General features: G+C 33.4%; 21 protein-coding genes. 10 read left to right on the forward strand and 11 right to left on the reverse strand.

All coding sequences use genetic code 11. The features are described 5' to 3' along the window. Nucleotides 1-2: 2 nt before the first annotated feature. Together FA046_RS04940 and tilS are read right to left on the reverse strand one after the other, a co-directional pair. Nucleotides 3-485: a hypothetical protein gene (locus FA046_RS04940; protein ID WP_136825230.1), complete on the reverse strand. Its 483-nt coding sequence runs from the start codon at nucleotides 483-485 to the stop codon at nucleotides 3-5. Nucleotides 486-487: 2 nt separating this feature from the next. Beyond that, entirely contained in the window at nucleotides 488-1,774 is a 1,287-nt protein-coding gene (gene tilS / locus FA046_RS04945) for a tRNA lysidine(34) synthetase TilS (protein WP_225870879.1), read from the reverse strand. A 104-nt stretch (nucleotides 1,775-1,878) separates the two neighbouring features. Between tilS and FA046_RS04950 the strand changes: the two genes are divergently transcribed. Beyond that, nucleotides 1,879-3,900 (forward strand): OstA-like protein, encoded by a 2,022-nt coding sequence (locus tag FA046_RS04950; protein ID WP_136825232.1) that lies wholly within the window; start codon nucleotides 1,879-1,881, stop codon nucleotides 3,898-3,900. On the opposite strand, the gene FA046_RS04955 is transcribed toward FA046_RS04950, so the two are convergent. Together FA046_RS04955 and FA046_RS04960 are read right to left on the reverse strand one after the other, a co-directional pair. After that, complete coding sequence (locus tag FA046_RS04955) at nucleotides 3,897-4,484, reverse strand: non-canonical purine NTP diphosphatase (protein WP_136825233.1); 588 nt, start codon at nucleotides 4,482-4,484, stop codon at nucleotides 3,897-3,899. The two genes, FA046_RS04950 and FA046_RS04955, sit on opposite strands and share 4 nt — an antisense overlap. Beyond that, on the reverse strand, nucleotides 4,484-5,107 hold the full coding sequence (locus FA046_RS04960) for a hypothetical protein (RefSeq protein ID WP_136825234.1): 624 nt from the start codon (nucleotides 5,105-5,107) through the stop codon (nucleotides 4,484-4,486). The genes FA046_RS04955 and FA046_RS04960 overlap by 1 nt, the downstream gene beginning before the upstream one ends. 82 nt (nucleotides 5,108-5,189) lie before the next feature. Here FA046_RS04960 and FA046_RS04965 point away from each other — a divergent pair, with 82 nt between their 5' ends. Genes FA046_RS04965 through FA046_RS04975 form a run of 3 tightly spaced genes read left to right on the forward strand, consistent with a single transcriptional unit; the run spans nucleotide 5,190 to nucleotide 8,380 of the window. Next, entirely contained in the window at nucleotides 5,190-6,050 is an 861-nt protein-coding gene (locus FA046_RS04965; RefSeq protein ID WP_136825235.1) for a hypothetical protein, read from the forward strand. Then, on the forward strand, nucleotides 6,047-7,414 hold the full coding sequence (locus tag FA046_RS04970; RefSeq protein WP_136825236.1) for a peptidylprolyl isomerase: 1,368 nt from the start codon (nucleotides 6,047-6,049) through the stop codon (nucleotides 7,412-7,414). Before FA046_RS04965 ends, FA046_RS04970 begins: the two co-directional genes overlap by 4 nt. 3 nt (nucleotides 7,415-7,417) lie before the next feature. Next, on the forward strand, nucleotides 7,418-8,380 hold the full coding sequence (locus tag FA046_RS04975) for an AAA family ATPase (RefSeq protein ID WP_136825237.1): 963 nt from the start codon (nucleotides 7,418-7,420) through the stop codon (nucleotides 8,378-8,380). Here the strand turns inward: FA046_RS04975 and FA046_RS04980 are convergent. Beyond that, entirely contained in the window at nucleotides 8,372-8,689 is a 318-nt protein-coding gene (locus FA046_RS04980) for a phosphoribosylpyrophosphate synthetase (protein ID WP_136825238.1), read from the reverse strand. The genes FA046_RS04975 and FA046_RS04980 overlap by 9 nt on opposite strands. Before the next feature lie 69 nt (nucleotides 8,690-8,758). Next, entirely contained in the window at nucleotides 8,759-9,601 is an 843-nt protein-coding gene (locus tag FA046_RS04985; protein ID WP_136825239.1) for a hypothetical protein, read from the reverse strand. 66 nt (nucleotides 9,602-9,667) lie between these two features. Between FA046_RS04985 and FA046_RS04990 the strand changes: the two genes are divergently transcribed. After that, nucleotides 9,668-10,324, forward strand: a complete 657-nt coding sequence (locus FA046_RS04990) for a hypothetical protein (RefSeq protein WP_136825240.1) — start codon at nucleotides 9,668-9,670, stop codon at nucleotides 10,322-10,324. A gap of 24 nt (nucleotides 10,325-10,348) precedes the next feature. Here the strand turns inward: FA046_RS04990 and cysS are convergent, their stop codons facing one another. The 5 genes from cysS to mutL are packed head-to-tail and all read right to left on the reverse strand — an operon-like array spanning nucleotide 10,349 to nucleotide 16,568. Continuing rightward, entirely contained in the window at nucleotides 10,349-11,809 is a 1,461-nt protein-coding gene (gene cysS, locus FA046_RS04995) for a cysteine--tRNA ligase (protein ID WP_136825241.1), read from the reverse strand. Between the two features lie 34 nt (nucleotides 11,810-11,843). Then, complete coding sequence (locus FA046_RS05000) at nucleotides 11,844-12,959, reverse strand: endonuclease/exonuclease/phosphatase family protein (protein ID WP_136825242.1); 1,116 nt, start codon at nucleotides 12,957-12,959, stop codon at nucleotides 11,844-11,846. Beyond that, a complete protein-coding gene (locus FA046_RS05005) occupies nucleotides 12,946-13,824 on the reverse strand; it encodes a rhomboid family intramembrane serine protease (protein WP_136825243.1) in 879 nt (292 codons plus the stop codon). The genes FA046_RS05000 and FA046_RS05005 overlap by 14 nt, the downstream gene beginning before the upstream one ends. A gap of 38 nt (nucleotides 13,825-13,862) precedes the next feature. Further along, nucleotides 13,863-14,690, reverse strand: coding sequence for a rhomboid family intramembrane serine protease (locus FA046_RS05010; RefSeq protein WP_136825244.1), 828 nt, complete (start codon nucleotides 14,688-14,690; stop codon nucleotides 13,863-13,865). Nucleotides 14,691-14,705: 15 nt separating this feature from the next. After that, nucleotides 14,706-16,568 carry a DNA mismatch repair endonuclease MutL gene (gene mutL, locus FA046_RS05015; protein ID WP_136825245.1) on the reverse strand — a complete coding sequence of 621 codons (1,863 nt, stop codon included), beginning with the start codon at nucleotides 16,566-16,568 and terminating at the stop codon, nucleotides 14,706-14,708. A 137-nt stretch (nucleotides 16,569-16,705) separates the two neighbouring features. Here mutL and FA046_RS05020 point away from each other — a divergent pair, with 137 nt between their 5' ends. The 5 genes from FA046_RS05020 to FA046_RS05040 all read left to right on the forward strand — a co-directional run bounded on the left by FA046_RS05020 (nucleotide 16,706) and on the right by FA046_RS05040 (nucleotide 22,720). Further along, entirely contained in the window at nucleotides 16,706-18,337 is a 1,632-nt protein-coding gene (locus FA046_RS05020) for an amidohydrolase (RefSeq protein WP_136825246.1), read from the forward strand. After that, complete coding sequence (locus FA046_RS05025; RefSeq protein ID WP_136825247.1) at nucleotides 18,334-20,151, forward strand: serine hydrolase domain-containing protein; 1,818 nt, start codon at nucleotides 18,334-18,336, stop codon at nucleotides 20,149-20,151. The genes FA046_RS05020 and FA046_RS05025 overlap by 4 nt, the downstream gene beginning before the upstream one ends. Nucleotides 20,152-20,194: 43 nt before the next feature. After that, the gene (locus FA046_RS05030) at nucleotides 20,195-20,662 is read left to right on the forward strand and encodes a hypothetical protein (protein ID WP_136825248.1); all 468 of its coding nucleotides are present in this window, start codon (nucleotides 20,195-20,197) and stop codon (nucleotides 20,660-20,662) included. Between the two features lie 100 nt (nucleotides 20,663-20,762). Beyond that, nucleotides 20,763-21,911, forward strand: coding sequence for an N-acetyl-alpha-D-glucosaminyl L-malate synthase BshA (bshA, locus tag FA046_RS05035; protein ID WP_136825249.1), 1,149 nt, complete (start codon nucleotides 20,763-20,765; stop codon nucleotides 21,909-21,911). Between the two features lie 335 nt (nucleotides 21,912-22,246). Then, nucleotides 22,247-22,720: an FKBP-type peptidyl-prolyl cis-trans isomerase gene (locus FA046_RS05040; protein WP_136825250.1), complete on the forward strand. Its 474-nt coding sequence runs from the start codon at nucleotides 22,247-22,249 to the stop codon at nucleotides 22,718-22,720.

Below are 22,720 nucleotides of genomic sequence, written 5' to 3' on the forward strand. Positions count from 1 at the left end.
TATTACTTTTTCATTTCTTGTTGAATGGCATTGTATAATTCTAAAGCTCTTTGAGTGCCAATTACATACACTAAACCATCTCTATCGGTTAGTTTAACCGCATCTTTACCGCCAGCATAAAACCTAATGGTGCCATTACGGTGTAAATTATAAACCGGATTATTTAATAAATAGTTGCTGTACTTGGTGTTTTCTACTTTTACAATACTATTTAAGTCTATTTTTACTAAACGAGTAGTCCATAATCCATTTAAAATAACGGATTTATTGTTTACAATAGTTCTAAAATGGAGTACAAATAGCATCATCACGCTAATAAAAAGTATGGCACAACCTACTAGAAGCAACAAATCTCCATTTCGTTCTCGGTTCTCTGTCCAGTAATAAGCGGCAAAGCAAAAAATAGCCATTACCATTCTTATGCTAATAAAGTTGTAATCTCTACCTAAGTATTGTTTTTCATGAAATGGGTAATTATCGGTCATAATTAGTTTTTATGTACTTCTAAGATAAATATTTTTTTGGTGTTTGATTTTACTTTAAATCTATCGTCACTTCTATAGCCACAAATCCATATAATTTTTCCGTCGCCATTTACTAAAATTGGGATTGATTTTTTATCATCTAATGGGATTTTCTGACTAATTAAAAAGTCGCTCACTTTCTTCTCTCCATGCATTCCAAAAGGTTTAAAACTGTCTCCTTCTCGCCATGCTCTTAGTTTTAAGGGATAAATTAACTCTTCAGCATCAACATAAATAGAATGTGCTTCTGCAATTAAACTTAAGGGTTTACTAGCTAATTCATCAATACTTAAATGATAATTACCAATAACAGCCTCGTGTTGGTCGGCCTTTATAAATTGCTCTCTTAATATGAATTGAGCTTTAGTTTTAAGAGTTAATGTCTCTCTATCAACGGTAATACAATGTGTATCAGAAAAAAACTTCCTTCCTGATTCGCCATTTAAGCAATTGATTAAATTTTGAATGGTAGTGATGTTAAAGCCAAAAGGTCTGAATAATTCAAATAAAATTAATTTTTGAGGATGTACTTTTTTAAGGTCATTTATGGCTATTTCTATGTGCTGATCCTTAAATTTAAATAAATGGGCTTGATGATTTTTTACAGTTTCAATCAATAATTCTTCTAACTCGCTAAAATAATCTAGGTTCTTTTGAAACGTATCTTCTAATGAAGGGTTTAACTGTTTCATTTCGGGAATCACATTTAACCTAATTTTGTTTCTCGCATATTTAGTTGATGCATTAGAGCTGTCTTCTACAAAGCTGATATTATTTTCTTCAACCATTTCTTCAATATCAGCACTGTTGAAACAAAGTAATGGTCTAATAATATCATGATGCTGCACTTTTATTCCATGTAAACCTGCAATTCCGGTGCCTCTAATAAGGTTGAGTAATACGGTTTCCATAGCATCATTTTGATGTTGTGCAATAGCTATTTTTTGATAGCCGAAGCTTTCTTTTAGACTGTAGAAAAACTCGTACCTTAAATCTCTGGCTGCCATTTGTATGCTTAGCTTATATTCTTTAGCGTAAGCTTCTGTTTCAAAAGCTTGCAAATGAAAAGAAACACCTAATTGATCAGCTAAATTTTTCACAAAATTTTGGTCGCGGATTGATTCTTCTCCACGTAAATTAAAATTGCAATGAGCAATTCCAAACTTAAAACCTGCTGACGCAAATAGATGAGCCATGGTTACAGAATCTTTTCCGCCACTTACTGCCAACAAAATTTTATCTTGTGGCATAAACAGTGTATAAGAGTTTACAAAATCTTTGAATTGTTGAACCGGTAATAACATGAATCAAAATTAACCGTTTAAAATCGTTACCAAAAAACTAATTTTGCTGTGTGAGAAAATATTTAATATTTCTTTTCTTAATTGTTGTTTCTTTTACTGCCTGGGCACAAAAGGTAACAAGGGTAGAATTGATTCAATCTGATTCCTTTATAGGTTTAAAAAGAAATGGTGAAAACACCAATAAGGTAATAAGACCTATTTTTAAACAAGACAACGCTACCTTAACCTGTGATAGCGCCTATTTTTATTTAGAGAAAAATAGTTTTGAAGCTTTTGGGCATGTTCATATCAATCAGGCTGATACCATTAATATTTACTCGGATTTGTTAAATTATGATGGGAATACCAAACTGGCCATTCTAAGCAATAATGTTAAACTGACAGATAACGACGCAATTTTAACCACCAATAACTTTGATTATAACTTAGGGACAAAAATTGGAAGATATTACAATGGTGGTAAAATTGTAAATGATAAAAATGTGCTCACCAGCGAAAACGGTTATTATTTTACCCAATCTAAAGATGCTTATTTTAGGTATAAAGTAAGGGTAAAATCGCCAGAGGTATTAATTATATCTGATACACTAAAATATAACACCAATACCAAAATAGCTTACTTTTTTGGTCCTACTAATATTTACGGTAAAACAGATACTTTGTACACCGAAAACGGGAATTACAATACTGTAAATGATCAAGCTTCTTTTGGTAAGAAAAATTTATACACTCAAAACTCTAAAAGTTTAAAAGGTGATAGTTTGTTTTACGATGGTAAAGCCGGATATGGCCGAGCGGTGAAAAACATTGTCTTTATTGATACTGCCCAAAAAGTTGAATTAAGAGGTGATTTAGGCGTTTATAAAAAGAAAGATGAAAGTATAACCGTGACTAAAAATGCCTATGTAATTTTTACTACAGAAAAAGATTCTGTTTCTAGAGATAGCATTTGGATGACTGCTGATACCTTAAGGAGTAGTGTGATGATGAAGATGGAGTTATTTGCAATGAGGCAAAAAATTGAAGAATTGAATAAAAGCGATTCATTAAAAACCGATGTTTTAGAAGATTCTCCTCTAATAACAGATTCTTTGAACAATAAGACGTTACAAACAGATAGCGCAAATCTATTGATAAAAGATACACTTCAAGCTAAAGTGGTTAAAAAGGAGCCAGTAAAGAAACCAGAAGTAACCAAACCAAAAAAAGTTAAGCCCGATGCGCTCTCATTTAAATTAATTACTCGGGCGCCATCAACTGTTGTGCTTTGGCCTGCAGTGAGAGTTAAAAAAGTAAATCAATTGGGGTTAGAATTTGTGCCATTTATAAAAACTAGCATTCTCACTAACTTGGCAGCTTCTTTATCTTTAGAAGCATCAGACACCACAAAAATTAGAATTATTAGTGCGCATAAAAAGGTTAAAATATTTAAATCTGATTTACAAGCTAAAGCAGATTCTGCCTTTTTTAGTTACGGAGATTCGGTTTTAAGGATTTATCAACAGCCTATTGTTTGGGCAAAAGGAACACAACTTTCGGCAGATACTATGTATATCCAAATGAAAAATAAAAAAATGGATAATATGGATTTGATTAGAAATGCCATCGTGGTAAACACTGAGAAAGATTCTACTCAATTTAACCAGATTGCAGGAAAAACCATGAAAGGTTATTTTAGGAAAGAAAAGTTAGATGTGATTTTTGTAAATGGGAATGCCGAGAGTATTTATTTTCCTAATGATAGCTCAGAAAATAAAGGAATGATGCGATCTATTGCTTCAAGAATGCGCATAAATTTTGATAATGATAGTTTAATGCAGGTTTCGTTTATTCGCCAGCCAGAGCATAATTATTACCCTATAGAGCAAGTTACTGAGGAGTTGAGGACATTGCCTAATTTTAATTGGAAACCAAAGGAGAGACCAAAATCAAAGGAAGAAATTATACCGACTTTAAGGCCGAAAGTAGCCTCTCCAACTAAAAAGAAAGAGCCTGTTAAGCAGGTAATTAAGCCAAAATTAGTTGTTATAAAGGCTAAACCTAAATCTACAGCAATTCCTAAAAAAGATTAGTGTTTGGTTTGAGTTTTCAAAAAATCAATCAACTTTTGAATAGCTCTGCCACGGTGGCTAATTTTATTTTTCTCGGCTAAATCCATTTCTGCAAAAGTAATGGTGTAACCTTCGGGTTCAAAAATTGGATCATAACCAAAGCCCATATTTCCACTAATTTCAGTCCTAATTTTGCCATTTACAATGCCTTCAAATAAATATTCCTGATGATTTAGAATTAATGAAATTACGGTTCTAAATCTGGCTTTTCTATTGGTGATGCCTTGCATTTTCTCTAAAACTAGATCCATGTTTTTAGCAAAATCTCTATCTCCAGAATATCTGGCAGAAAAAACACCGGGTTCGTTATTTAAAGCTTCTATTTCTAAACCAGTATCATCAGCAAAACAATCTGTTTGATATTGATCATAAATATATTTGCTTTTGATGGATGCGTTTTCATCTAAAGTTAATCCGGTTTCGGCAATATCTTCTTGGCAACCTATATCGGCTAAACTAATAATTTTAAAAAAATCGGCAACTTGAGATTGTACTTCTTCTAATTTATGAAGGTTGTTGGTGGCAAAAACTAATTGGTGTTTCATTAAAATGTTTTAAACTCGTTCCAAAAAATGGTCTTTTTGTTTACGTCTTGTTGCAATCTGGTTAAATCCCAAGTACCCAAAATAGAGATGTTTTTAAAAACCGATTTTTTGTTGGCTACAGCCCCGGTTATTTGCAGTGATTTAGGATCAATGCCAAAAGTGATGATTTTATTGCAGGCAAAAAAGTCTTTCAAATCATCAAAATTAAGCGCATCATTTTTTTCTGTATTGATGATAGCCACATCATTTAGCTCTAGTTTTTTTGCACCTAAAATTTTTAATAAAAAGGTTAAATCATCTCGTTTTAAAAAATCAACTGCAGGTTCTTTCACAATAATTAGTATGTATTTATTGTTTTCTCCGAGGTATTTGAAATCTTTTTTAGCGTTTGGTAAAGTGATTTCAACGACAGCAGGGTTGGCTTCCTTATTTGGAATTTCGTTGGTAAGAATTTCTTCTTTAGCTTTTGGTAAAGGGTCTAATACTACGGCACTCACCTCTTTTTCTGGTGCAGAAATCTCTTTTTTAGGATGATTAATTTCCTCCTGATTTTTTACCACATAAATCTCTTCGTCAATCAAAAAACTTAAAGCCATTAAATTATCAGTTTGTAAAGGATTCATGCTTACAAAAGTAGCCCAAAATTTGTTAAAAAAAGTTAAAGCATGGTTTTTACGCTAAAAAGGACTTACTTTCGTTTGATTAATGATGCAACCTGTAAAATTTTCTTTACTGTTCTTTTTGCTTTCTTGCTTTGTAATTTCTTGTAAATGGTTAAGCAAAGACGAAGAAAAACCTATAGCAAAAGCTTACGATAAATATTTGTATTTAAAAGATTTGGAAGGCGTGGTGCCTAAAAATGTGCATGGAAATGATAGCGCATCAATGGTTTTAGCTTTTATAGATCAGTGGCAGCATGAGCAGGTGATGCAACATCAGGCAGAAACCAATGTAAACATAGATAATCAGGCCATACAAAACCAATTAGAAACCTATAAAAGGTCACTCATTAGATTTCAGTATGAGCAAAAGCTAATTCTCCAGAAATTAGATACTGTAGTTAGCGATCAGGAAATTCAAAAATACTATCAAGAAAATAAAGACAATTTTCAATTGAAGAAACCTATTCTAAAGGCTTCTTACATTAAATTACCAGCAAATGCACCTAAAATTGCAATGGTTAAAAAGCTCTTTACGTCTAAAGATATTCGTGATGCAGATTTGTTAGAGAAGTATTGTTTTAAGTATTCTCCAAATTTTTCTTTGATGGATACCACCTGGCATTACACAGAAGAATTAGCGCAAATTTTTCCAATTGATAAGTTAGGGGAAAATAATTTCGATAATCTTAATCGTATATTTGAAATTTCTGAGAATAATACATTATATCTCATAATTTTGCGAGATTCGAAGTTTAGAGATAGTTTGTCTCCAATTGCTTTTGAAAAAGAGAATATTAAGAATCTGATATTAAATCAGAAAAAATTGGCACTCATTAATCAGATGGAAAAAGAAGTCTTTGATGAGGCACAAAAAAATAATGAATTAGAAATATACGATAAATGAAGAAATTTTCAGTTTTAGTAAGCCTTATATTTTTGAGTTTGGCAAATATATACGCTCAAAATAAGGTTTTAGACAAAGTGGTAGCGGTAGTTGGTGATAATATTATTCTTAAATCAGAGATAGATCAACAATATGCACAATATTTAGTGCAAGGCAACAAGCCCGATGAAACCACAAAATGTTTCTTTTTACAAAACATGTTAAGTCAGAAATTACTTTCGCAACAAGCGGTTTTAGATTCTATTTTGGTAGATGAAGAAGATATTGATAACGAGGTGGATAGAAGAATGCGTGTGATGACATCAAGAGCTGGAGGGCAAGAGAAGTTAGAAGAGTTTTTGGGAAGATCTCTTATTCAATACAAGGATGAAATAAGACCAGAAATTAAAGAACAGTTGGTTGCGCAAAAAATGCAAGCAAAAATCACCGAAAAGGTAGAAGTTACCCCTTTAGAAGTGAAAAGATTTTATGAGGCAATACCTAAAGATTCATTACCAACATTTAACACCGAAGTAGAAGTTGGAGAATTAGTGGTTTACCCAGAGCTCACCAAAACAGAAAAAGAATTTTATAGAGATAAAGCAGAGTCTTTAAGGTTGAGAATTAAAGGTGGGGATAGTTTTGGAACTATGGCCAGGTTATATTCTCAAGATCCAATGTCTGCTAGAGAAGGTGGCGATTTAGGCTTTTTTGACAGACAAACCATGGCAAAAGAATTTACTTCTTGGGCTTTTAAATTAAAACAAGGAGAAATGTCTCCAGTTTTTGAAACAGAGTTTGGATTTCACTTTTTAGAGGTTGTAGAGCGTAGAGGAGAGCAAGTTAGAGCAAGGCATATTTTAATTATTCCAGAAAACACTCCAGCCGCTTTAGAAAGGGCTGCTGCCGAGATAGATTCTACTTATCAGAAAGTAAAAGCAGGCAAATTAGATTTTTCTGCCGCAGCGTCTTTGTTTTCTGATAACAATGAGACAAAATATAATGGTGGGATGATGTTAGATGCCGAGAACGTATCCGCAAGATCTACTCATATTCCAACTGATAAATTAGATCCTAAAGTGTTTTTGGTAATTGATACCATGACGGTAGGAACTTATTCTAAACCAGAATTATTTGCAGATGCTAGAGGAAAAGCAGGCTATAGATTTTTATATTTAAGATCTAAAGTTGCGCCACATGCTGCAAACTTAGAGCAAGATCTTCCAAAAATTAAAGATGCAGCTTACGAAGATAAAGTGAACAAAACCGTAAGCCAGTGGTTTGAAAAAAGAAGAAAATCTACCTATATTAAGTTAGATACAGAATATTACAATTGCAGTGTGTTAAAAGATTGGATTACTACCCCCAAAACTACTGGAAATTAACAGATGAAATACAATTCAGACGTAGAAGCGGTTGACGCTTTAAGCATTGCTTACGAAGAAATAAGGAAAGAAATTGCCAAAGTAATTGTTGGGCAAGATGAAGTGGTAAAGTCTGTTTTGATTTCTATTTTTAGCAACGGCCATTGTTTATTGGTAGGTGTGCCAGGGTTGGCTAAAACACTTTTGGTGCAAACTGTAGCAAGAGTGTTAGATCTTTCTTTTAATCGCATTCAATTTACGCCAGATTTAATGCCTTCTGATATTATTGGCAGTGAAATTTTAGGAGAAGACAGAAATTTTAAATTTATTAAAGGGCCGGTTTTTTCAAATATTATTTTAGCCGATGAGATTAACCGGACTCCGCCAAAAACTCAAGCAGCTTTACTAGAGGCTATGCAAGAAAAATCTGTTACTGCGGCTGGTGTTACCCATCATTTACCAAAGCCATTTTTTGTTTTGGCAACACAAAACCCTATTGAACAAGAAGGAACTTATCCTTTACCAGAAGCTCAATTAGACCGTTTTATGTTTAATGTGTCTTTGTCTTATCCTTCTTTTGAAGAGGAATTAAATATTGTTAAAAGCACAACAAGCAATGTAGTTGCTGAGTTAAAAAGAATATTAAATGCCGATCAGATCTCTTACTTCCAACAATTGATAAGGCAAATACCAGTTGCAGATCATGTGTTGGAATACGCCGTTAAATTAGTGGCTAAAACACGTCCGCAAACCCAATATGCTACTCCAGAAATCAATAAGTATATCAGCTGGGGTGCTGGTCCAAGAGCATCTCAATATTTAATTATTGGCGCAAAATGCCATGCAGCAATCAATAGAAAATATTCTCCTGATATTGAAGATGTACAAGCCGTTGCTCAACCTATTTTAAAACATAGAATTGTAAGGAATTATAAAGCTGAAGCAGAAGGGATGAGTACAGAGCAAATTGTAGCTAATTTATTCTGATATAATTTCTACTTCACTCATAAAAGCCGTTTTGTCTGTATCGGCATACATTCCGTAGGCATCAACTAATAAACCTTTTGATCCATCTTCGCAAAGTATTGCGTAAAGAATTGAACTATCAGCCGGATTTGTAAGTCCTTCAAATCGGTGTATTTCTACCACTTTTAATTGATGAGCTTTAAACTCTTTTTCTGCATCTTTATGATAAAGATTCGCATTTTTTATATCAAATTCATAGGTAAAACCTTTCTCCTTTAGTGCATTCATAGCTTCAGAAAGTGTTTCGTAATTTTCTTTGTGTAGGTTCATGAGACTGATATTAGGTTAAAGTAATAACCTATCAAATTTTGTACCTAAGCCTTTGTAATTTAAAAATACCTAAGGTAAATAGGCATCTAAAATAATGTTCCATTTCATTTCTTGGTCTATTTGCCAAATACGAATATAGTTGTAGTCTTTGCCTGAAATAATTGCCTTACCGTAAGTGTAAGCTAAATCTCCGCTTAAAGCTCTGTCTGCAAATGTTGGCGTAGAGTTAACCACCAATTTTTGTTCATTAATAAATTTTAAAGTTTCTTCTTTGCCAATTTTAGGTAAGTGGTTAGGAAAGTATAATCGAACTTTTGGGTCATAAAATTCATCTAAACTTTTATTTCCAGATTTGTTTAATGATTTGCCTAATAAAATATCAGTATTAAAAACAATGTCTTCTCTCCATTGAATTTTTTGTGGACCTATTAGTTTTGGATATTTGTAATTAGTGGGGTCTAAATAAGCCAATTCTAAAACAGAAATAGGTTTTTCATGCTCAATTCCGCCATCTAATACTAGTTTCCATTGTTTTTTATTATTGGCTTTCCAAACAGAAATATAATGACCATAATCAACCTTATCATCATTATTAAAAACATAAGGACCTGTAGTAAAGCCAAAATCGCCAGATTTAGAGATCATGGCGTATTCTGGTTTCCAGCTCAAGTAAAATGAAGTTTGCTTTTGTTGGGTATAAAATGCTATTGCATTGATGGGGTTCGGTCTAAAAACAGTACAATTTGGGTCTGCAACTTTTAAAAAAGCTTGGTTTAATCCATCTTTTTTTACGTTAACATTAAAACGTTCCTCGGCATTAATTAAAGATTTAACCATTCCATCGTTTGTTTGAGAGAAGGAATGAGATGCAACTATGAGGATTAAAAAACTAAGAGCAATAATATTTTTCATTTAATTTTTTTTGTTTTTTTAGATTCATCAAAATTTATACCTTCATTTATTAAAAATAGATCTTTTATGAAAACTTCCAATATTACCATTTTATTATTATTCTTTATAAGCGGTGTTGCAAATGCTCAATTTCAGCAAGATGTGCAAGGTAAACCTATAATGGCAATTGCTTATACAGATGTAGTTGGAACACCATTTTTATTTGATAATTTGTTAAAAGGTACCGCCACGATGGAAGATGGGACTGTCTATAAGGATATATTTTTAAAATACGATTCTTTTAAGGATGAGTTGTTTTTTAAAAATCCTAAAGATGAAACCTTGCTAACTTTTGTTTTGCCAGTAAAATCATTTTTATTAGAAGCCGGTACTGAAACTCATTTGTATAGAAATGGATTTCCTGAGATAGATAATTTTAGTAAAAAAGCTTATTATAGAGTGTTGTTTGATGGGGGAATAACGCTTCTGGTTAAAAATTATAAAACGATGGTGGAGAATAAACCTTATAATTCTGCAACTACCGAAAAGAGATTTATACACAATACCAATTATTATGTTTTAAAGGAAGGAACAATGAAAAAGTTTAAGCCATCTAAAAAAGATTTTTTAGAATTGTTTCCTGCAAAGGCAACTGAAATAGATGCTTTTATGAGAAAAGAAAAGATAGATTTTAAAGATAATGATGACCTGGTAAAGGTTTTTGAATATTATAGTTCTTTATAGTGTTGAGAAAAATGTAAAGCTGGTCTAAATTTTAGACCAGCTTGTGCCTTCTTTACCATCTTTTATTTGATAGCCAATTTCATTTAGTCCAATTCTTATTCTGTCTGAAGTGGCGTAATCTTTATTTTCTTTAGCTGATGTTCTTATTTTAAGGATAAAATCCATCAAGGGATTCAGGTCATCATTGGCCTGAGAATCATCTGAAAGCCCTAGTACATCTTCTATAAATACCTTGATAAGGCTAGTTAACTTTATTAAATTTTCTTCATCAATGGTGGTTTTTCCATCATAAATAGAATTAATAATTTTTGAAGCATCAAAGAGTTCTGCTATTAATATGGGGGTATTAAAATCATCATTCATTGCTTCTGTAAACTTTTGCTCAAGCTCGGCAATATTTACAGTTGATGTTGAACTTGTTTTAAGTTTATCTAAAAGACTTACCGAAGCCATTAATCTTTTAAAGCCTTTTTCACTAGCATCTAATGCTTCGTTAGAAAAATCTAAAGTGCTGCGATAATGTGCTTGTAATATAAAAAACCTAACTGCCATTGGGCTGTAGCCTCTTTTAAGTAAAACATGGTCGCCAGTAAACAATTCGCGGGGTAAAAAACTATTGCCTAAAGATTTAGACATTTTTTGCCCGTTTACGGTAAGCATATTAGTGTGAATCCAGTAATTGGCTGGATGTTTACCACATGAAGCTACGTTTTGAGCAATTTCATTGGTGTGATGAGTGGGAGCTAAATCCATTCCGCCTCCATGAATGTCAAATTGTTCTCCTAAATATTTATTGCTCATTGCCGAACATTCTAAATGCCAGCCCGGGAAACCCATCCCCCATGGAGAAGGCCATTGCATTAAATGCTCTGGTTTGGCTTTAATCCAAAGTGCAAAATCTAGCTTACCTTTTTTTTCATCCTGCCCACCTAAATCACGAGTGTTGTTCATCAGGTCTTCTAATTTCCTGTTGTTTAACACGCCATAATCTTGGTTTTGGTTATATTTTTCTACATCAAAATATACTGTTCCGTTGGTTTCATAAGCAAAGCCTTTGGCCAAAATGGTTTTTACCAATTCTATTTGTTCTATAATATGACCGGTTGCTGTAGGCTCTATACTTGGAGGCAAAACATTAAAGATATGCATTACCTGATGAAAATCATTAGCATATTTTTGTACAATTTCCATCGGCTCTAAAGCTGATAATTTTGCTTTTTTAGATATTTTATCTTCACCAATATCTCCATCACCTTCTAAATGCCCAGCATCGGTAATGTTTCTTACGTATCTAACTTTATAACCCAAGTAACTTAGGTATCTAAAAATAATATCAAAAGAGATGAAAGTTCTGCAATTACCTAAGTGAACATCACTATAAACAGTGGGCCCACAAACATACATTCCAACATAAGGAGCGTTTAATGCTTTAAAGGTTTCTTTTTTTCTACTAAGTGTATTATAAATTAAAAGATTTGGATGCATGTTGCAAAATACAAAATTTGATGTAATGAATAAATTAATTGGCTAAGGTAACGTTACATCTTACCGGATAGTGATCTGAATAATCTTTTTTAATAATTTTATAACCCTTAAAATCAAACTCAGGGCTTGCTAAAATGTAATCTATCTGAAAGTTTGGAAAAGCACCATTATAAGTAATTCCTAAACCGCTTCCTTTTTCATAAAAACCATTTTTTAAGCTCTCGGTCATCTCACTTAAAGTGTAAGAAACGGGAGTGTCGTTAAAATCTCCCATCACAATGTAAGGGGTTTTACAAGTAGCCATTTGTTCTTTTAATATTTTTACTTGTTGACTTCTTTTGATAAAAGCATTTTTTAATCTTCTTACAATTCTTTTTGAAGAAACTACATCTTTTCCGTTGTTAATGTCAGTCTTTACTTCTTTTAAAAACACGTAATCTTCTGGCTGAAAAGAAATGGAGGCTAAATGGATCACAAAAACTCTAAATATTTTAGTCCCTTTTTTAACGTCTATCCAAATTGCTTTATTTCCGTTATCTATTTTATCAAAATTGATGTCTCCGTGTTTAATAATAGGATATTTACTAAATACTGCAATTCCATTAGATTCATAATCATTATCTGTAGAGGTGCTGTAATAATAATTTTTTGTATTTAAGATGTTTAATATAGAATCCTTAATATCATATTTTCCTTTTTTGCGGGTAAAAAATTCTTCAAAGCCTACAATGTCTGGTTGTTCTGCGTCAATTAGTTTAAAAACATTTGAGCGGGTGGTGGTATCTAGCTCAGAACCAAACTTTTTAACGTAATGCACATTCCAAGTCATTAATTTAATAGTGGTACTGTCAGTTTCAAAGTTACTGGCTGCCGCAGTTCTGAAGCCGATGGTGCGTTTAAGCAATTGGTAGCCGCCTAAAATAAACACCAAAGAAAACAAGAAATACCATTTTCTGTAAAGCAACCAAAAGATAATAAAGAGGGTGTTGGCTAATAAAATAAAAGGGTATGCCAAGCCAAATAATGCGATATACCAGTATTTTTCAGGATCTGTGGTGGTGGCTAAATAGCTCAATAAAAGACATATTATCGCCAGAAAATTTAAAAAGAGAAAGGTTTTTTGTAAGAAACCGATTTTACTTTTCTTCATTGTTTTTACTAGCGTTAAATAGAATTTCTTTCTCTTTTTTTGATAGATTATTGTACCCGGTTTGTGATATTTTATCTAAAATTCTATCAACCGCTTCTTGATCTGGGATGGTATTTTTTTGGGTTTTTGATGGAGCATCGTAATTTTTAGAAACCACTTTGAGCTTAGATTTTGGTAAAAAGAAATTCTCAAAAGGCTTATTCCAGTCCATCCCGTTTTGTAAAGATTTAATATAAAAGAAGCCAAAAAGAGCACCACCTATATGTGTAAGATGACCACCAGCATTTGGACCAGCTATGCTAATTAAATCAATAACAATGTAAATAATGGCGATCCACTTTAGTTTTACCGGACCAAAAAACAATAAGGAAATGGTATAATCAGGCAAAAGCACTGCCGTTGCAACCACCACTGCTGTTACTGCTGCAGATGCACCAACCGCAGCCGATATTAATTTAGTTTGTTCAAATGCTGGAAATAAGTTATAGCAAAGAATGTAGAAAAATGCTCCTGCTAAGCCCCCACCTAAATAAACGAATGTTAATTTTTTGCTATTTAAGTATTCTTCAAATATTTTTCCAATCCAAAACAACCACAACATATTAAACAGAATATGAAAAAATCCTGCATGAAGAAACATGTAAGTGAAGGGAGTCCAAAATCTGTTGAGTAATTTGGGTAAATGAGTAGGGACAGCTAAATAATCAGTAATGATAGCACCGAAACCAGATTGCTTAGCAAATAAAAATTCAACAACACCTAAAAGGCTCAATACCACAAAAACAATGACATTGATGCCAATAAAAAGGTTCACTCTGCTACCAGATTGGAATGCTTTCATTTTCAATTCATTGTAGATACTCATAAGCCCTAATTTAAGGATGTTTTTTCTAAAGAAAAAGATTAAAATAAGCTATCAGAACGTTTAATATTCCAAGCTTTTAAAAGGATAAAACCAATTAACATGCCACCCAAATGTGCAAAGTGAGCCACATTATCATCGGGGTTATTAGCTACGCCACTGTACAATTCAAATGCTCCATATAAAATAACTAAGTATTTCGCTTTCATAGGGAAAAAGAAATAAATGTATATTAAAGCATTAGGAAACAGCATTCCAAAAGCCAATAAAATTCCAAAAACCGCACCTGATGCACCCAAAGTTGCCGTATTTATTTTAGCATTTAAATAAGCATTTGCTAACTCCACCGATGCTGTTTTAGCTTCTACACTAACAGGGTTGGCGCTGTAAAACGTTAAAATTTCATTAAAATTAGGCTGAATTTGGTCGGGAACATTTTCTACAATAAACTTCTCAAAATTACTTGCGGATGGTTGTGCACTGTATATTTCTACTTGTTTTTGTAACGGAGATAACTCAAAATATTGGACACCCATAAAAAGTATTGAAGCGCCAATACCTGTGAGGATGTAATAATTTAAAAACTTTTTAGAGCCTAAATAATTTTCTAGAATAGAACCAAACATCCATAAAGCAAACATATTAGAAAAAATATGCATCACACTTGCATGCATAAAAAGGTGTGTGAACAATTGCCAAATTCTAAATTTTGAAGACGAATAATAAAACAAGGCTAAATGCTCTGTTAAATCAAATCCAAATGATTGAATAAACACATAAGTGGCAAAAAAAAGAATCCCGTTAATAATTAATAAATTTTTAACTACCGGGGGAAAAAGGGTATTTCCTAATGGTCTAAATTCTCTCATACTTTATCCTGCTGTTTAATGTTTATTAAACTTTTCTGCTAATTCTTCTAACGTTATTTTAACGATAATCTGTTTACCGTAAATAGATGCATTTGGAGATTGACAAGCAAAAAGCTGATCAATCAAATTATTCATCTCTTCTGTTTCTAAGCTTGTACCTGCTTTAATTGCCGAGTTTTTAGCTAAAGTTCTGGCTAAATTATCTCTTTTATCTAATTTTAAAATGGTGTGATTGTTTTTAAAACCTTCAATTAACTGTTCTAACATAGCCGCTAAATCATTGTTTTCTGGCAAATCGGCGGGTACACCTTCTACTACTAAAGTGTTTTTCCCAAAATCTCTGATCTGAAAACCTAAAGCATTTAAATCTGGTAACAGTTCATTAGCCAAAGCAAAATCAGTAGTGTTTAAAGTTACCGTTTGTGGAAATAAACTTTGCTGACTTAAGCCTTTATTTTGATCTAATTGAACTAAAAATCTTTCATAAAGAATACGTTCATGAGCCGCCTGTTGGTCTACCAGCATAAAACCCGATTTAATTTGGGTAATAATGTATCGCTGATGAAGTTGAAAAACCTGGCGGCCACTAATGGTTTCTATTTTTTCATCTCCGGTAGTAATTTTTTTATCTTCCTTTAAATCAAAACTAGATTGTTTTTGCTCATTGGCGTAAGCAATTTCATATAAAGTATTCCAATTAGTTGGGATGTTTTGCTTTTCGCCGATGGTTCTTAAAAAAGGAATTTCTTTAGTGCTTTTTTGTTGCTCCTGGAAAGGGTTAAAATCTGGATTAAACTTAATAGATGGAGGCGTAATTTCACCTAAAGGTTTATCAGTAATCATCCCTTGAAAAGCCGTTTCCTGATTAAAATCAAGCGTAGGCGTAATATTATATCTTCCTAAAGATCGCTTTACAGCCGATCTGATGATGGCATAAATTGCTTTTTCATCCTGATATTTAATTTCTGTTTTGGTAGGATGAACATTGATATCAATTTTAGCGGGATCTATCTCTATAAATAAATAATAAAGCGGAAAATATTCATCAGGCAAAAGCTGCTCAAAAGCAATTTTAACCGCATGGTTTAGGTAAGCATCCTTAATAAAACGGTTGTTTACAAAAAAGAACTGGTCGCCTCTGGTTCTTTTTGCGCTAGAAGGCTTTCCTACAAAACCTTTCACCTGTATAATGCTGGTTTCTTCATCAACCGGAACCAATTTTTCATTGTAATGATTCCCTAATAAATGAATAATACGTTGTTTAAGCTGTGTTTGCGGTAAGTGATAAACCTCTTGCCCATCATGGTGAAGGGTAAAATAAATCTCGGGATGTGCCAAAGCTACCCTTTGAAATTCATCTAAAATATGCCTTGTTTCTACCGGATTACTCTTTAAAAAATTTCTTCGGGCTGGGATATTATAAAATAAATTCTTCACACTTATGGCAGTGCCGGCAGCGGTAGCACAAGGCTCTTGATGAATTACGGTTGATCCTTCAATTTCTATGGCACTACCTAACTCATCTTCATGTCTTCTGGTTTTTAATTCTACTTGTGCAATAGCGGCAATAGAAGCCATTGCTTCGCCTCTAAATCCCATGGTTCTTATGGCAAAAAGATCTTCGGCTTTATTAATTTTTGAAGTGGCATGTCGCTCAAAACACATTCTAGCATCTGTAGCGCTCATTCCGCAACCATTATCAATCACTTGGATTAATGATTTTCCGGCATCTTTAATAATCAACTGAATTTTATCAGCACCAGAATCTATGGCGTTTTCCAGAAGTTCTTTAACAGCAGAAGCGGGTCTTTGTACCACTTCTCCGGCAGCAATTTGATTAGCTACCGAATCGGGTAAAAGTTTTATAATATCAGACATGAGCCTCAAAAATAAGCAAAATTTCGGGTCTGTAAATTCAACAACACATAATTTACATGAAATCAATGTCATTCTTTTTGCATATCCAATAGGCTTGCTTATATTTAATTTTTAACAAAAGCGCTTAAAACAAACAAATGAAGAATTACATCATCATCATTTTTATAGCAGGAATTCTAACTGCTTGTGGTTCAAAAAAACACGCCGATTTAATTGTTCAAAACGGAAAAGTTTATACCGTTGATGATCAATTTTCTATGGCTGAGGCATTTGCAGTTGTTGATGGTAAAATAGTTGAGCTGGGCAGTTCGGCAGCAATTTTGGCCGCTTATGATGCGCCCGAAATTATTGATGCCAAAGGAAAAGCTGTTTTTCCTGGTTTTATTGATGCTCACGCCCATTTTTTAAGATACGGACAAGGTTTACAAAACGCCAATTTAGTAGGTACAACAAGTTGGGGGCAAATTTTAACACAGTTACAGGCTTTCGCCGATGAAAATAAAGAAGGGTGGATTATTGGCAGAGGATGGGATCAAAACGATTGGCAGCAAAAAGAATTTCCTGATAAAAGTAAGCTAGATATTTTGTTTCCAAACCGACCGGTGATGTTGAGCAGAGTGGATGGACATGCGGTTATTGCCAATCAAGCCGCTTTAGATTTAGCTAAAATAGTTGCAGGGCAAAAGCTAACTGGTGGCGAAGTGGTTACAAAAAACGGAAAATTGACTGGTCTTTTAATAGATAATGCGGTTGATTTGGTGACTAAAGTTGTTCCACCATTAACCAGCAATCAAAATAAAGAAGCTTTATTAGACGCGGCAAAAAACTGCTTCGCGGTAGGATTAACTACCGTTGATGATTGCGGAATAGATTTTACAGATGTAAATTTTATAGATTCTTTGCAGAAAGCTGGAGATCTTAAAATGCGTTTATATGTGATGCTTTCCGACGCCCAAAAGAATTATGATTTTTTGTTTAAGAACGGAAAAATCAAAACGGATTTTTTGAATGTTCGCTCATTTAAAGTTTATGGAGATGGTGCTTTAGGCTCTAGAGGTGCTTGTTTATTAAGTCCTTATCAAGATGCGCCGGGTAATTCGGGTTTTCTTTTATCAAATGCACAACACTTTAAAGAAGCAGCAAAAAAAATTGCCGAACATGATTTTCAAATGTGTACCCATGCCATTGGAGATTCGGCAAATAGAACAATTCTAAAAATTTATGCCGACGTGTTAAAAGGAAAAAATGATAAGCGTTGGAGAATAGAACACGCCCAAGTAGTAAATCCAAATGATTTTAAATTATTTGGAGATTTTAATATTGTGCCTTCTGTACAACCTACTCATGCTACTTCAGATATGTATTGGGCAAAAGATAGGTTGGGGAATGAAAGGGTAAAATCGGCGTATGCCTACCAACAATTACTAAAACAAAATGGCTGGTTACCTTTGGGTACAGATTTTCCGGTAGAGGATATTAACCCTATTTATACTTTTTATGCTTCGGTAATCAGAAAAGATTTGCAACAAATTCCTGCAGGTGGTTTTCAGATGGAGAATGCTTTAAGTAGAAAAGAAGCTTTGCAGGGAATGACTATTTGGGCTGCCAAAGCTAACTTTGAAGAACAAGAAAAAGGAAGTTTAGAAAAAGGAAAATTTGCAGATTTCGTGATTTTGGATCAGGATTTGATGACTGTTCAAGAAAATAATCTTCCTAAAACTAAAGTAATTCAAACATATATTGGAGGTAAAAACGTTTACAAAAAATGAATCACAAAATCTTAGTACTATTAATTTTAGTCATTTCAGCCTCTTTTTTAGCTTGTGGGCAAGAGCATCAACAAAGTAAGACTTGGTTAAGTAATTTTAAAGAAATTGAAAAAACTACCGTAGTCTTAAATAACAGTGAGGAGATTTTACCTTTAAAAGACCTCGAAAAGAAAACAATAGCCAGTATAGATTTAGGTTTTAACCACCATATTGTTTTTGATAGTTTGCTTAATAAATACGATAAAGTAGATCATTTTAATGGGAGTGTTTATCAAGCAAATAATCAGCTTAAAGCGTTAATAGATGATTTGAAATTTTATAATACCGTAATTCTCTGCCTTTCTGATGTTTCTGTTTTTAATGAAGAAGTGCTCGGTTTGATTAAAGAATTAGAGGGCAAAAAGCAGGTTATTATAGCTTTATTTGGAGATGGACGCAGTTTAACAAAACTAGACCAGTTTAACGCTCCAATTGTTTACAGTCCTCAACATAATAATGACGCAGCAAATTTTGTAGCACAACTTATTTTTGGAGGCGTTAGCACCGAAGCCAGATTAGCTACAAGTTATACCGAAAAATACCAAAAAGGAGAAGGAAGTGATTTGGTAAAAATAAGATTGAAATATACTGTTCCAGAAGATGCAGGCATTAATACTGATGATTTAAAAAAAATAGATGCCATTGCTGCCGAAGCTATTAAAGAAAAAGCAGCTCCGGGAATGGTAGTTTTTATTGCTAAAGGCGGCAAAGTAATTTTTAATAAAGCTTACGGATACCATACTTATGATAAAGAAACAAAATCAAAAATAGATGATATTTTTGATTTGGCATCCATCACAAAAACATCAGCTACCACCATGGAAGTGATGCGTTTGTACGAACAAGGACAATTAAATTTAGATACTTCAATTAGCACCTACATTTCTAAAGCCAGAAAAACCAATAAGCAAGAAATTAAAGTTAAAGAAGTGATGCTCCACCAAGCTGGTTTTATCCCTTTTATTCCTTTTTACAATGCCATGGAACCAGGAGATTCTAGCTTAGATTCTACAGAAACTTACAGCGTGAAAGTGGCCGATAGTTTTTACATGAAAAAAGACTACTACAAAGACATTATGTGGAAGCAAATGTTAGAGAGCAATGTTAAAACCAGTGGCAAATATGTGTACAGTGATTTGAGCATGTATTTTATGAAAGAAATTGTAGAAAGTATTAGCAGGCAGTCTTTATCAAGTTATGTTAAAACCAATTTTTACGATCCTTTAGGCATGTACACTACAGGTTTTAATCCAAGATATAGATTTTCAAAATCAAGAATTGTACCTACAGAAAACGACGAGTATTTTAGAAATACTTTATTATGGGGTTATGTTCATGATCAGGGAGCGGCCATGGTTGGTGGTGTTTCTGGCCATGCTGGCTTATTTTCAAATGCCTCTGATTTAGCTACTTTGTACCAAATGTTGCTTAATAAAGGTACTTATGGCGGAAAAAGATTTTTTAAACCTTCTACTGTAGAGTTATTTACCGCTCGTCAATCTAACGTAAGTAGGAGGGGTTTAGGCTTTGATCGTTGGGATCCCGAACCTAATAAAGACTATCCTTCTAAATTAGCTTCTTCACAAACTTATGGGCATACAGGTTATACTGGCACTTGTGTTTGGGTTGATCCAAAAGATGATTTGGTATATATTTTCCTGTCTAACAGGGTAAATCCAAAAGTAACTAATCAACTTTCTACTTTAAATATAAGACCTCGCATTCAGGATGTAATTTATGAAGCCATCGCAAAGGCTAATCAAAAGTTAAACTAAGGCATTATTATTGTGTTTAATAGCTAAATCATTATTATTAATCATGAAAAAAGTATTACTATTAGTCCTTATATCAGGATTTACTTTCATTTTAGGAGCATGTTCTCCTAAAATTACCAGCCCTAACCTAGGTAAGCTAGAAGCAAGAGAAGCTGTTTTAGTTTTAAACACCCAACTTAATAAGTTAAACTTAGCGTTAGAAAGAGAAAAGTTATCGTTAGGCGCTTTAGAAAACGAGGTGAAAAAAGCCAATGATAAAGCTTCTCAATCTGCGTCAGATTCAAAATCACTCTCAAACAAACTTTCTGATAATCCTGGAGATTTAGGATTGTCTTCAAGAGCAGAAAAAGCAGCAAAAAGAGCATCAAGAGATGCTCAAAAAGCAGGCAAACTGAATGATAGCTTAGGGAAATCCAACAAAAAAATAGAGCAGTACCAAAAAGATATTGAAAGTACAAAGGAAAAATTAAAGGAATTAGAAGGAAAAATAGAATTTGTTCCTAATAACTAGAACAACAATAAAGGGAGCATTTGCTCCCTTTATTGTTACATTTAGCTAACACTAATCACAATCTAAACCACTTTCTTTGCATTATAATTTATTTTTATAAATGAAAATCGGAATTGTTTGTTACCCAACATTTGGTGGGAGCGGAGTGGTAGCCACAGAATTAGGCAAAGCCCTTGCAGATCATGGTCATCAAGTACATTTTATCACTTACAGCCAGCCTGCAAGATTAGATTTTTTCTCCGAAAACCTATTTTATCATGAAGTTTCTGTGTCAAACTATCCCTTGTTTGATTACGCACCTTATGAATTGGCATTATCTAGTAAAATGGTAGATGTGGTAAGGTTTGAAAACTTAGATTTATTACATGTACATTATGCCATCCCACATGCTTCGGCTGCATTTATGGCCAAGCAAATTTTAGCAACTTATGGCATCCATATTCCTGTGGTAACCACTTTACACGGTACAGATATTACCTTGGTAGGCAGAGATCTCACTTACAAACCGGTAGTTACTTTTTCTATCAACCAGTCTGATGGCGTTACCGCCGTATCAGAAGATTTAAAAAGAGCCACTTATGATCACTTTGATATTCATAAAGACATTAAAGTAATTCCCAACTTTATAGATCTTAATCGCTTTAGTTTAAAAGCTAAAGATCATTTCAAAAAAGCCATTGCCCCACAAGGAGAAAGAATTTTAGTGCATACTTCTAACTTTAGAAAAGTAAAACGTACCCAAGATGTGGTCCATATTTTTCAAAAAATATTAGAAAAAGTGCCTGCAAAGCTACTCATGGTTGGCGACGGACCAGAGCGTGTAAATTGCGAGCAATTGTGTAGAGATTTAAAGGTTTGTGAGCATACCCGTTTTTTAGGTAAGCAAGATGCTATCGAAGAAATACTTTCTGTAGGAGATTTGTTTGTGATGCCATCAGAAGCCGAAAGTTTTGGATTAGCAGCATTAGAGGCTATGGCCTGTAAAGTGCCTGTAATTTCTTCCAATACAGGTGGTTTGCCCGAGTTAAACATTAACGGAGTAACCGGTTACATGAATGATGTGGGTGATATTGCCGGAATGGCTAAAAACGCTATTCACATTTTAGAAGACGATGCTCGCTTAGCTGTTTTTAAAGAAAATGCTTTAAAAAGAGCCAAAGAATTTGAGTTGAGCCTTATTTTACCAATGTATGTAGACTTTTACACAGAAGTAATTGCACAAAGTAAAAAAGCTGTTTTAAACAAGTAAGGTTTAATTTTTTGGAAAAGGAAAGCTAGTACAAATTATTCCCGCTAGTCCGGCTTTATGTTACAAGTCCGCCTTGGCACAATTCCCAAACCACTTCGGGCTTTTCACGTCAATCCGGTTTAGGAAGTTAATTCCACTGCCCTTAAACGAGATAAAACAAAAAGCACACTCAACAAATAAAAGAAATTTATAAATTCTGTTTTTTTGTAGTCATAATAAATATTTCACCGTAAGGAATAGAAACCTGGCAGACCATTACCTAGCTTTTTTCGTTAAATAATGTTAATAGTTAGGTTTTGATAAAAAGATAGATAAATTTGCAAATTGAATTAAAGATGAAAAAATACCTTTTATTATTAGTAATTACCACCGTAAGCTTAAGTTCTTGCCTAAAAGAAGGAAATGACCCTTACAAAGATGCTCAGGAACAGTTGGTGAAGGACGAAGAAATTATTAAAAAATTTATTGCTGACAATAATATAGACGCATTAAGGCATGAATCTGGCGTTTATTACCAAATTGTAGCACCCGGAAGCGGAAGTCACACTTATACAGGTAACTCTAGAACTTCTGTTAATTATACAGGTAGACTATTGAATGGTAATGTTTTTGATTACAGCAGATCAACAGCTACTTTCTCATTAGGAGGGGTAATTGTAGGTTGGCAAATTGGTGTACCTTTAATTCAAAAAGGTGGGAAAATACGTTTATTAATACCAAGTGGTTATGCTTATGGTGCTGGCGGAAGTGGTAGTATTCCCGCAAATGCAGTATTAGATTTTGATATAGAATTAGTTGATGTACAATAA

Origin of the sequence: Pedobacter cryophilus (assembly GCF_005116455.1) — a bacterium.
Taxonomy (GTDB): domain Bacteria; phylum Bacteroidota; class Bacteroidia; order Sphingobacteriales; family Sphingobacteriaceae; genus Pseudopedobacter; species Pseudopedobacter cryophilum.

Bases quoted from the DNA above. Each gene is read 5' to 3' on its own strand.
- FA046_RS04940 (WP_136825230.1), bottom strand. From the start codon at position 485: ATGACCGATAATTACCCATTTCATGAAAAACAATACTTAGGTAGAGAT.
- tilS (WP_225870879.1), bottom strand. From the start codon at position 1,774: ATGCCACAAGATAAAATTTTGTTGGCAGTAAGTGGCGGAAAAGATTCT.
- FA046_RS04955 (WP_136825233.1), bottom strand. From the start codon at position 4,484: ATGAAACACCAATTAGTTTTTGCCACCAACAACCTTCATAAATTAGAA.
- FA046_RS04960 (WP_136825234.1), bottom strand. From the start codon at position 5,107: ATGAATCCTTTACAAACTGATAATTTAATGGCTTTAAGTTTTTTGATT.
- FA046_RS04965 (WP_136825235.1), top strand. From the start codon at position 5,190: ATGATGCAACCTGTAAAATTTTCTTTACTGTTCTTTTTGCTTTCTTGC.
- FA046_RS04970 (WP_136825236.1), top strand. From the start codon at position 6,047: ATGAAGAAATTTTCAGTTTTAGTAAGCCTTATATTTTTGAGTTTGGCA.
- FA046_RS04975 (WP_136825237.1), top strand. From the start codon at position 7,418: ATGAAATACAATTCAGACGTAGAAGCGGTTGACGCTTTAAGCATTGCT.
- FA046_RS04980 (WP_136825238.1), bottom strand. From the start codon at position 8,689: ATGAACCTACACAAAGAAAATTACGAAACACTTTCTGAAGCTATGAAT.
- FA046_RS04985 (WP_136825239.1), bottom strand. From the start codon at position 9,601: ATGAAAAATATTATTGCTCTTAGTTTTTTAATCCTCATAGTTGCATCT.
- FA046_RS04990 (WP_136825240.1), top strand. From the start codon at position 9,668: ATGAAAACTTCCAATATTACCATTTTATTATTATTCTTTATAAGCGGT.
- cysS (WP_136825241.1), bottom strand. From the start codon at position 11,809: ATGCATCCAAATCTTTTAATTTATAATACACTTAGTAGAAAAAAAGAA.
- FA046_RS05000 (WP_136825242.1), bottom strand. From the start codon at position 12,959: ATGAAGAAAAGTAAAATCGGTTTCTTACAAAAAACCTTTCTCTTTTTA.
- FA046_RS05005 (WP_136825243.1), bottom strand. From the start codon at position 13,824: ATGAGTATCTACAATGAATTGAAAATGAAAGCATTCCAATCTGGTAGC.
- FA046_RS05010 (WP_136825244.1), bottom strand. From the start codon at position 14,690: ATGAGAGAATTTAGACCATTAGGAAATACCCTTTTTCCCCCGGTAGTT.
- mutL (WP_136825245.1), bottom strand. From the start codon at position 16,568: ATGTCTGATATTATAAAACTTTTACCCGATTCGGTAGCTAATCAAATT.
- FA046_RS05020 (WP_136825246.1), top strand. From the start codon at position 16,706: ATGAAGAATTACATCATCATCATTTTTATAGCAGGAATTCTAACTGCT.
- FA046_RS05025 (WP_136825247.1), top strand. From the start codon at position 18,334: ATGAATCACAAAATCTTAGTACTATTAATTTTAGTCATTTCAGCCTCT.
- FA046_RS05030 (WP_136825248.1), top strand. From the start codon at position 20,195: ATGAAAAAAGTATTACTATTAGTCCTTATATCAGGATTTACTTTCATT.
- bshA (WP_136825249.1), top strand. From the start codon at position 20,763: ATGAAAATCGGAATTGTTTGTTACCCAACATTTGGTGGGAGCGGAGTG.
- FA046_RS05040 (WP_136825250.1), top strand. From the start codon at position 22,247: ATGAAAAAATACCTTTTATTATTAGTAATTACCACCGTAAGCTTAAGT.